At 63.3% G+C, this 9529-nt stretch carries 9 protein-coding genes; 6 read left to right on the forward strand and 3 right to left on the reverse strand.

Annotated features, from left to right (window positions below; all coding sequences use genetic code 11):
- Positions 1-337, reverse strand: a 337-nt coding sequence (locus EN984_RS11805; RefSeq protein ID WP_164765443.1) for an iron-sulfur cluster assembly protein, incomplete at its 3' end; no start/stop codon positions are given.
- 269 nt (positions 338-606) lie between these two features.
- Here EN984_RS11805 and EN984_RS11810 point away from each other — a divergent pair.
- A complete protein-coding gene (locus EN984_RS11810; RefSeq protein WP_127267006.1) occupies positions 607-984 on the forward strand; it encodes a VOC family protein in 378 nt (125 codons plus the stop codon).
- A gap of 11 nt (positions 985-995) precedes the next feature.
- Here EN984_RS11810 and EN984_RS11815 read toward each other — a convergent pair whose 3' ends face one another.
- Positions 996-2000, reverse strand: coding sequence for an inorganic phosphate transporter (locus EN984_RS11815; protein ID WP_127267014.1), 1005 nt, complete (start codon positions 1998-2000; stop codon positions 996-998).
- 3 nt (positions 2001-2003) lie between these two features.
- Entirely contained in the window at positions 2004-2645 is a 642-nt protein-coding gene (locus EN984_RS11820) for a DUF47 domain-containing protein (protein ID WP_127267007.1), read from the reverse strand.
- Between the two features lie 151 nt (positions 2646-2796).
- Here EN984_RS11820 and EN984_RS11825 point away from each other — a divergent pair, with 151 nt between their 5' ends.
- From EN984_RS11825 to fdhD, 5 genes are all read left to right on the forward strand, one after another.
- Positions 2797-3711 (forward strand): LysR family transcriptional regulator, encoded by a 915-nt coding sequence (locus EN984_RS11825; protein ID WP_127267008.1) that lies wholly within the window; start codon positions 2797-2799, stop codon positions 3709-3711.
- A gap of 176 nt (positions 3712-3887) precedes the next feature.
- The gene (locus EN984_RS11830) at positions 3888-4367 is read left to right on the forward strand and encodes a formate dehydrogenase subunit gamma (RefSeq protein WP_127267009.1); all 480 of its coding nucleotides are present in this window, start codon (positions 3888-3890) and stop codon (positions 4365-4367) included.
- Positions 4364-5920, forward strand: coding sequence for an NADH-quinone oxidoreductase subunit NuoF (locus tag EN984_RS11835; RefSeq protein ID WP_127383751.1), 1557 nt, complete (start codon positions 4364-4366; stop codon positions 5918-5920). The genes EN984_RS11830 and EN984_RS11835 overlap by 4 nt, the downstream gene beginning before the upstream one ends.
- Positions 5921-5930: 10 nt before the next feature.
- Positions 5931-8843, forward strand: coding sequence for a formate dehydrogenase subunit alpha (gene fdhF, locus EN984_RS11840; RefSeq protein ID WP_064995765.1), 2913 nt, complete (start codon positions 5931-5933; stop codon positions 8841-8843).
- Positions 8844-8845: 2 nt separating this feature from the next.
- A partial coding sequence (gene fdhD / locus EN984_RS11845; RefSeq protein ID WP_127383752.1) for a formate dehydrogenase accessory sulfurtransferase FdhD occupies positions 8846-9529 on the forward strand: 684 nt, incomplete at its 3' end.

Genomic DNA, 9529 nt, shown 5'->3' on the forward strand with positions numbered 1-9529 from the left:
CCGCACGCGGCGCGGCGGCAGCGGGCGCAGCCGGCGGAACGGGCCTGGGTGCGGGGCGCGACGGAACCGGCGCCTCCATGCCGCCGCCCCTCTTCTCGGCCGTCAGCGCGACGACCGCGCCGGCGACCCCGGGGATTGTCTTGACGACGCGCTCGGCGGCGGCGCGCAGCGGCTCCATTTCCTGGGCACGAGCGGCGGGAACGGTAATCGAGAAGAAGACCTTCCCGTCGGCGATGAAAATCTCCGAAACCATGCCGAGGTCGACGATGTTGCCGGTGAAATCCGGCCCGTTGACCGTCTTCAGACGCTCGGTGACGATTTCCTTGGTGACGGACATGGCAGTTTTTCCTTACGCAGCTTGCGCCTGAGATGCAGCTTGCACCTGAGATAATGCAGTTTCCGGACAGAACCAAGCCGTGGAGCAATGGCTGCCTTGGCGTGCCTGGAAAAGCGGCGGGTCCTGTCGGATTTCATCCGCGCCAAACGTCTTCCAGATAATCGAGCGCCGATGCGGCCAACAATCAGGTCGAGCGACAGTCGTCAAACGATCGCGGCGACCTATTTCGGTGACCAGCACGGGGTCGACAACCAGGAAAGGAGACCATCATGCTCGCAAACAGCAATGCAACGGCCAATCTCGCGGTGAAGGATCTCGCGAAAGCCAAGGCTTTCTATGAGGGAACGCTTGGCCTGAAACAGGTGCACGATGAGGGCGGCGAACTGATCGTCTACAAAAGCGGCGATACCACCCTCAACGTCTATCATTCTCAATTTGCCGGAACCAACAAGGCGACAGCGGTAACCTGGATGGTTGGCGACGAGATCGGCAACATCGTCAAGGAACTGAAGACGAAGGGCGTCGCCTTCGAGCACTATCAGATGCCGGGCTTGACGCTGGAGGGCGATCTCCACGTCGGTTACGGAATGAAGGTCGCCTGGTTCAAGGACCCGGACGGCAACATCCTGAACCTTGTGGACAGGTAGATTTCTTTACGTCACCTCGCCAGGCCAACCGCCAGGTAGGTGAGCGCCGAAATCAAAGCGGTGGCCGGCAAGGTGACGATCCAGGCAATGACGATGTTGCCGGCAATGCCCCAGCGCACGGCCGAGACGCGGCGGGCGGCGCCGACGCCGATGATGGCGCCAGTGATGGTGTGCGTGGTCGACACGGGAATGCCGAGCCAGGTCGCGGCAAACAGGGTGATCGCCCCGCCGGTCTCGGCGCAAAAACCCTGCATCGGGTTCAGCCGCGTGATCTTCGAGCCCATGGTGTGGACGATGCGCCAGCCGCCGAACAGGGTGCCGAGCGCCAGTGCCGCCTGACAGGTGAGGACAACCCAGAGCGGTACATGGAAAGTCGCGCCGAGCATGCCTTGCGAATAGAGCAGCACGGCAATGATGCCCATGGTCTTCTGCGCGTCATTGCCACCGTGCCCGAGCGAATAGAGCGAGGCGGAAAAGAACTGCATGACGCGGAAGGTACTGTCGACCGCAAAGGGCGTCTGGCGCACGAAGAGCCACGAGACGACGAAAATCAGGATGAGCGCCAGGATAAAGCCGGTCGCTGGCGACAGGACGATTGCCGCAACCGTCTTGCCAAGCCCTGTCCAGACGATGGCGCCCACGCCTGCCTTTGCCACACCGGCACCTACCAGGCCGCCGATCAACGCATGCGAGCTGCTCGACGGGATGCCGGCGATCCAGGTGACGATGTTCCAGACTATGGCGCCGACGAGCGCCGAGAAGATGACCGCCGGGGTGACGATGCTGACATCGACGATACCCTTGCCCACTGTCTCGGCGACGTGGAGGCCGAAGAACATGAAGGCGATGAAGTTGAAGAAAGCCGCCCACAATACCGCGTATTGCGGCCTTAGCACGCGGGTGGAGACGATGGTGGCAATGGAGTTGGCGGCATCGTGCAAGCCGTTGAGAAAGTCGAAGAACAGCGCGACGCCGACGAGGCCGACCAGCACGGGAAAGGCAATGGTGGCTTCCATCACCTAGACATTCTCAATGACGATGCCGCTGATCTCGTTGGCGACGTCCTCGAAGCGGTCGACCACTTTTTCCAGTTGGCCATAAATCTCGCTGCCGATCATGTACGCCATCGGATCGCTGCTGCCGTGCTTCCTGAAGAGATCCTTCAGCCCTTGCTCGTGCAGGTCGTCGGCCCGGCTTTCGACGCGCATCACCTCTTCGGCGATGGCGTTGAGGCGCACCGTGTGCGTCGCGACCTTGTTGAGCAGCGGGATCGCCTCGGCCACCAGCTTGGCGGCGGCGACGATGACGCCACCCATTTCCTGCATCAGCGGATCGAATTCCTTGCGCTCGAACAGCTTCACCGTCTTGACCGTCTTGTGCATCATGTCGATGGCATCATCCATCGACTGGATCAGGTCCTTGATGTCGCCGCGATCGAAAGGCGTGATGAAGGAGCGCCGCACCGCCAGCAGGACTTCCGCGGTGATGTGGTCGGCCTCATCTTCGAGATCGACGATTTTCTGGCACCAGAGGTCGATATCCCTGCCCTGGAGAAGCTGCTCCAGCGCCTCGGCGCCGCCGACCACGGTGCGCGAATGTCGTTCGAACAGGTCGAAGAAGCGATCTTCGCGCGGCAAAAGCTTGCGGAACCAGCCCAGCATGGTCGATCTCCCAGTTTCATCCACATAGCGCCGCATCGCGCCGCGGGAAACAGGTAGCCGGCTTAAAGGTGTGGATGCAGGGCAATTGTGCATCGCGCTTGCGGTGAGGCGCGATTTCCCCGACCTTGCAGCGAACCACCGGAAAGATCGCATGATCGACAAGCTGGAATTCTTCATCGCGCTCGCCAGGGAGGAGCATTTCGGCCGGGCGGCGGAGGTATGCGGCGTCACCCAGCCGACGCTCTCGGCCGGCATCAAGCAGTTGGAGGGCCAGCTTGGCGTCATGCTGGTCCTGCGCGGCTCACGCTTCCAGGGGCTGACGCCGGAGGGAAAACAGGTGCTGGTGTGGGCACGCCGCATCGTCGGCGACACCAGGACCATGCGCGAGGAAATGCGCGCGGCGCGCCACGGACTTTCGGGCCGTATCCGCATCGCCGCCATTCCGACGGCGCTCGCCATGCTGCCGCGGCTGACGACGCCGTTTCGCGAAAAGCATCCAGGCGTCACCTTTTCGGTGCTGTCGCGGACCTCGATCGAGGTGCTGTCGCTGCTCGGCAATTTCGACATCGATGCCGGCATCACCTATCTCGACAACGAGCCGCTGGGGCGGGTGACCAGCGTGCCGCTCTATGACGAGCGCTACCAACTGATCACCGCGATGGGAAATCCCTATTCCGACCGCGACAAAGTGACATGGGCAGAGCTCTCAAGCCTGCCGCTGTGCCTGTTGACGCCAGACATGCAGAACCGTCGCATCATCGATCAGCATCTGGCCGAAGCCGGCGTGCAGGTGCGACCGACGCTGGAATCCAATTCGATGATCGTGCTGTTTTCGCACATCCGCACCGGCAAATGGTCGTCGATCATGCCGCTCAACCTTGCGGAAACATTCGGCTTTTCCGAGCCGATCCGGGCCATTCCGATTGTCGAGCCGGATGCCAGCCACACGGTCGGCCTGGTGGCGACACCGCGCGAACCGCACACACCTTTGGTCTCGGCGCTGCTGGACGAGGCAATGGCGCTGGCGGACGATTTCCACGCAAACCGTTCCGCTAGACAGAGTTAGCCGAACGGAACGATAGAAAATTTCTATCGTACAACGAAACCGCTTTATTGATTTCAGAGGTTTTCTCTGGTTTCTTAAGCACTTAGCGATAAAGCGGCACGCGCATGTCGTTGTTCCAAAACAGCTTGATGCTTCTGGCCGATATGTATGGGTCGCTACGATAGGGAGGGCGCTGCATGACAATGCAGCCTGCAAGTACCGAGATCACGTCGCGCACGGTCGCGATCATCCAGGAGATGAAGGGCCTCGAAGGCCCGTTGCTGCCGATCCTTCACGGCATCCAGGAAGAGTTCGGCCATGTGCCCAAGGATGCGCTGCCGGTCATCGCCGAGGCGCTGAACATTTCCAGGGCCGAGGTGCACGGCGTCGTCAGCTTCTATCATGATTACCGCAGCCACCCGGCAGGCCGGCATGTGCTGAAGCTCTGCCAGGCGGAATCCTGCCAGTCGATGGGTTCGGACGCCATCGCCGCCAAGCTGAAGCAATTGCTGGGCATCGGCTTCCATGAGACGACCCGCGACGGTTCGGTAACGCTGGAGCCGGTCTATTGTCTCGGCCTGTGCGCCTGTTCGCCCGCCGCTATGCTGGATGGCGAGGTGATCGGGCGGCTCAATGACGAGAAGCTCGACGAGATCGTTGCAGAGGTGCGCTCATGATCCCGCGCATCTACATTCCCGGCGATTCCGGTGCGCTGGCGCTTGGCGCCGAAAAGGTCGCCAAGGCGATCGCCGGCGAACTCGCCGAGCGCGGCATCGAAGCCAAGATCGTGCGCAACGGGTCGCGCGGCGCCTATTTCCTCGAACCAATGGTCGAAGTTGCGACAGCGAACGGCCGCGTCGCCTATGGGCCGGTAAAGCCGTCCGACGTCAAAAGCCTGTTCGACGGCGGCTTTCTCACCGGCGGCCATCACAAGCGCTGGCTGGGCTCACCGGACAAGATCCCCTTCTTCGCCAAGCAGACGCGGCTGACCTTCGCGCGCTGCGGCGTCACGGATCCGCTTTCGCTCGAATCCTACAAGAAGCATGGCGGGTTGAACGGACTGACGAACGCGCTGGCACTGACGCCTGCCGACATCGTCGCCCAGGTTACCGAATCGGGCCTGCGCGGGCGCGGCGGCGCCGGCTTCCCGACCGGCATCAAGTGGAAAACGGTGCTCGATACCGCAGGCGACCGCAAATACATCGTCTGCAACGCCGACGAAGGCGATTCAGGCACCTTCGCCGACCGCATGATAATGGAGGGCGATCCGTTTGTGCTGATCGAAGGCATGACGATCGCCGGTATAGCCACGGGCGCGACCAAGGGCTTTGTCTATGTCCGCTCGGAATATCCGCATGCGGTGGCGGTGATGAACAAGGCCGTCGAGGTCGCCCGCAAGGCCGGCGTTCTTGGCGCCAGCGTGCTGGGTTCACCTTACGCGTTCGACATGGAGATCCGGGTCGGCGCCGGAGCCTATGTCTGCGGGGAGGAGACGGCGCTGCTCGATTCGCTCGAGGGCAAGCGCGGCATGGTGCGCGCAAAGCCGCCGCTGCCGGCGCATAAGGGGCTGTTCGGCAAGCCGACGGTGATCAACAATGTCATCTCGCTGGCCTCGGTGCCTGTCATCATGGACAAGGGTGCGGCCTACTACAAGGATTTCGGCATGGGCCGCTCGCGCGGCACGATCCCGATCCAGATCGCCGGCAACGTCAAATATGCCGGCCTGTTCGAAGCCGCTTTCGGCATGACGCTGGGCGAGATCGTCGACGAGATCGGCGGCGGCACGGCCACGGGGCGACCGGTCAAGGCGGTGCAGGTCGGCGGGCCGCTCGGCGCCTACTTCCCGCGCGCGCTGGTCGACACGCCGTTCGATTATGAAGCCTTCGCGGCAAAGGACGGGCTGATCGGCCATGCCGGCATCGTGGTGTTCGACGACACCGCCGATATGCTGAAACAGGCGCGCTTTGCCATGGAGTTCTGCGCCATCGAAAGCTGCGGCAAGTGCACGCCCTGCCGCATCGGCTCGACGCGCGGTGTCGAGACCATCGACAGAATAGTCGCGGGCATCGAGCCGGAGAAGAACCTCGCTCTGGTCACCGACCTCTGCAACACGATGAAGTTCGGTTCGCTCTGCGCGCTGGGCGGCTTCACGCCCTATCCCGTGATGAGCTCGATTACCCATTTCCCCGACGACTTCAAGCCAGCGCCCGTGCGCGTGGCTGCCGAATAGGAGCTGGCAGATGAACATCAAGGCCGACTTCCCCTCCCTCGTCGAAGAGATCGACTACGGAACCCCGCAATCGAAGGCGCAGAAGCAGGTCACGCTGAACGTCGACGGTCGCAGCATCACCGTGCCGGAAGGCACCTCGATCATGCGTGCCGCGATGGAAGGCGGGGTCGAGATCCCGAAGCTTTGCGCCACCGACATGCTGGACTCCTTCGGTTCGTGCCGTGTCTGCCTTGTCGAGATCGAAGGACGCGGCGGCACGCCGGCATCGTGCACGACGCCCGTCGGCGAAGGCATGATCGTGCGCACGCAGACCGAGCGGCTCGATGCCATTCGCCGCGGCGTCATGGAGCTCTACGTCTCCGATCATCCGACCGGCTGGAACGAACAGGCCGGAACCGGCGCGAGCGAGTTCGATGCGGTGGCGAAGTCGATCGGCCTGACCGAGAACCGCTACGGCATCGAAGGCCGCAACCACGTCAAGCCGGAAGGTGGCGTGGCGCCCGGCCATGGCTCGCTGGCGGTCGACTACATCGCCCGCGATGAATCCAACCCCTATTTCACCTATGATGCCTCGCAATGCATCGTCTGCTCGCGCTGCGTGCGGGCCTGCGAAGAGGTGCAGGGCACCTTCGCGCTGACCATCGAGGGACGAGGCTTCGAATCCCGGGTTTCGGCGGGGATGCACGAGGCGTTCATCGATTCGGAATGCGTGTCCTGCGGCGCCTGCGTGCAGGCCTGTCCGACCGATGCGCTGCGCGAGAAGACGGTGCTTGCCAAGGGCCTGCCGGAGCGCTCGGCTGTTACCACCTGCGCCTATTGCGGCGTCGGCTGCTCGTTCAAGGCCGAGGTGAAGGGTGACGAAGTCGTTCGCATGATGCCCTATAAGGAGGGGAAGGCGAACCACGGCCATTCCTGCGTCAAGGGCCGTTTCGCCTATGGCTACGCCACCCACAAGGACCGCATCCTGTCGCCGATGATCCGCGAAAAGGTCACCGACCCGTGGCGCGAGGTGAGCTGGGAAGAGGCGATCGCCCATACGGCCAAGGAATTCCGCCGCATCCAGTACCAGTACGGACGCACTGCGATCGGCGGCATCACCTCGTCGCGCTGCACCAACGAGGAAACCTATCTCGTCCAGAAGATGGTGCGGCAGGGTTTCCGCAACAACAATGTCGACACCTGCGCACGCGTCTGCCATTCGCCGACGGGCTACGGGCTCGGCCAGACCTATGGCACCTCGGCCGGCACGCAGGATTTCGATTCCGTCGACTTCACCGACGTCGCCGTCATCATCGGCGCCAATCCGGCTTCCGCTCACCCGGTGTTCGCCTCGCGGCTGAAGAAGCGGCTGCGCCAGGGCGCCAAGCTGATCGTGCTCGATCCGCGCCGCACCGAGATGGTCAAGTCGGCCCATATCGAAGCGGATTATCACCTGCCGCTGAAGCCCGGCACCAATGTGGCCGTGCTGACGGCGCTGGCGCATGTGATCGTCACCGAGGGCCTGTTCGACGAAGCCTTCATCCGCGAACGCTGCGACTGGACGGAGTTCCAGGATTGGGCATCGTTCGTAGCCTTGCCGGAAAACAGCCCCGAAACCGTCGGCAAATTGTCCGGCGTCGATCCAGAGCTGATCCGGGGCGCTGCGCGGCTCTACGCCACCGGCGGCAACGGCGCGATCTATTACGGCCTCGGCGTGACGGAACACAGCCAGGGCTCGACCACTGTGATGGCAATCGCCAATCTCGCCATGGCCACCGGCAATATCGGCCGGCCCGGCGTCGGCGTGAACCCACTGCGCGGCCAGAACAACGTGCAGGGCTCCTGCGACATGGGCTCCTTCCCGCACGAACTGCCGGGCTATCGCCACATCTCCGGCGAAGCCGTGCGCGATATCTATGAGACCTTGTGGGGCGTGAAGCTGGACGACGAACCCGGCCTGCGCATCCCCAACATGCTCGACGCCGCCGTCGACGGCAGCTTCAAGGGCATCTACATCCAGGGCGAGGACATTCTGCAGTCCGATCCCGACACCAAGCATGTCGCCGCCGGCCTTGCCGCGATGGAATGCGTCGTCGTGCACGACCTGTTCCTCAACGAGACGGCGAACTACGCGCATGTCTTCCTGCCGGGCTCGACTTTCCTGGAGAAGGACGGCACCTTCACCAACGCCGAGCGCCGCATCAACATGGTGCGCAAGGTTCTTGAGCCGAAGGCGCGCTACGCCGATTGGGAGGCGACGCAGGAGCTTGCCCGCGCGATCGGGCTGGACTGGAACTATCAGCATCCCTCCGAGATCATGGACGAGATCGCGATGACCACGCCGAGCTTCGCCGGCGTCTCCTTCGAGTTGCTCGACCGTGTCGGATCCGTGCAATGGCCCTGCAACGAGAAGGCGCCGCTCGGCACCCCGATCATGCATATTGACGGGTTCGTGCGCGGCAAGGGCAAGTTCATCCGGACCGAATATGTGGCGACGGACGAAAGGACGGGACCGCGCTTCCCGCTGCTGCTCACCACCGGCCGCATCCTGTCACAGTACAATGTCGGCGCGCAGACCAGGCGCACCGACAACAGCATGTGGCACTCGGAGGACCGGCTGGAGATCCATCCGCACGATGCCGAGAACCGCGGTTTGCGCGACGGCGACTGGGTCCGGCTGACCAGCCGATCGGGCGAGACGACGCTGCGCGCGCTGATCACCGACCGGGTGTCGCCCGGCGTGGTCTACACGACGTTCCATCATCCGGACACGCAGGCCAACGTCATCACCACCGACTTCTCCGACTGGGCGACCAATTGTCCGGAATACAAGGTGACGGCGGTGCAGGTCGGCGCCTCCAACGGACCGTCGGAATGGCAGCGCGACTATGACGAGCAAGCCAAGCAGAGCCGGCGCATCGCGTCTTTGCAGGCGGCGGAGTAGTCTTGAGCGCGCGCCGCAAAGCCACGACGCAGGTATCGCGGCTGGCGCACCGCGCGGTTGGGACGACGGCTGCCAACCGGATGGTGCCGGAAGAGACGCCGGTGGCGTTCTCCTTTGCCGGCACCACGCATGCGGTGATGATGGCAAGCCCGGCGGATTTCGAGGATTTCGCGCTCGGCTTCTCGCTGACCGAAGGCATCATCGCCTTGCCCGAAGAGATCGAAGCCATCGAGGTCGAGGACCATGGCGCCGGCATCGACATTCAGATCCGGCTGAAGGACCGAGCCAACACACGTTTCGAAGCGCGGCGGCGAAGGCTCGCCGGCCCGGTCGGCTGCGGGCTTTGCGGCATCGAGTCGATCGAGGAAGCGATGCGCTCGGTCGATGCGGTTGGTGCCTCAAGCCTTACGCTTGATGCCGACGACATCGCTCGTTCGGTCAAGCTTTTGTCCAAAGTGCAGCCGCTGCACACCGAGACCGGAGCGGTACACGCCGCCGGTTTCTATATGCCTGGCAAGGGCATCGTCATGGCGCGCGAAGATGTCGGCCGTCACAATGCGCTCGACAAGCTGGCCGGCGCGCTGGCCAGGGCCGGCATCGATGGCGCATCCGGTGCTGTGGTGGTGACATCCAGGGTGTCGGTCGAAATGGTGCAGAAGACGGCTTCTATCGGCTCGGCCTTCATC

The sequence above is a fragment of the Mesorhizobium sp. M7A.F.Ca.CA.004.12.1.1 genome (assembly GCF_003997835.1).
Lineage (GTDB): Bacteria > Pseudomonadota > Alphaproteobacteria > Rhizobiales > Rhizobiaceae > Mesorhizobium.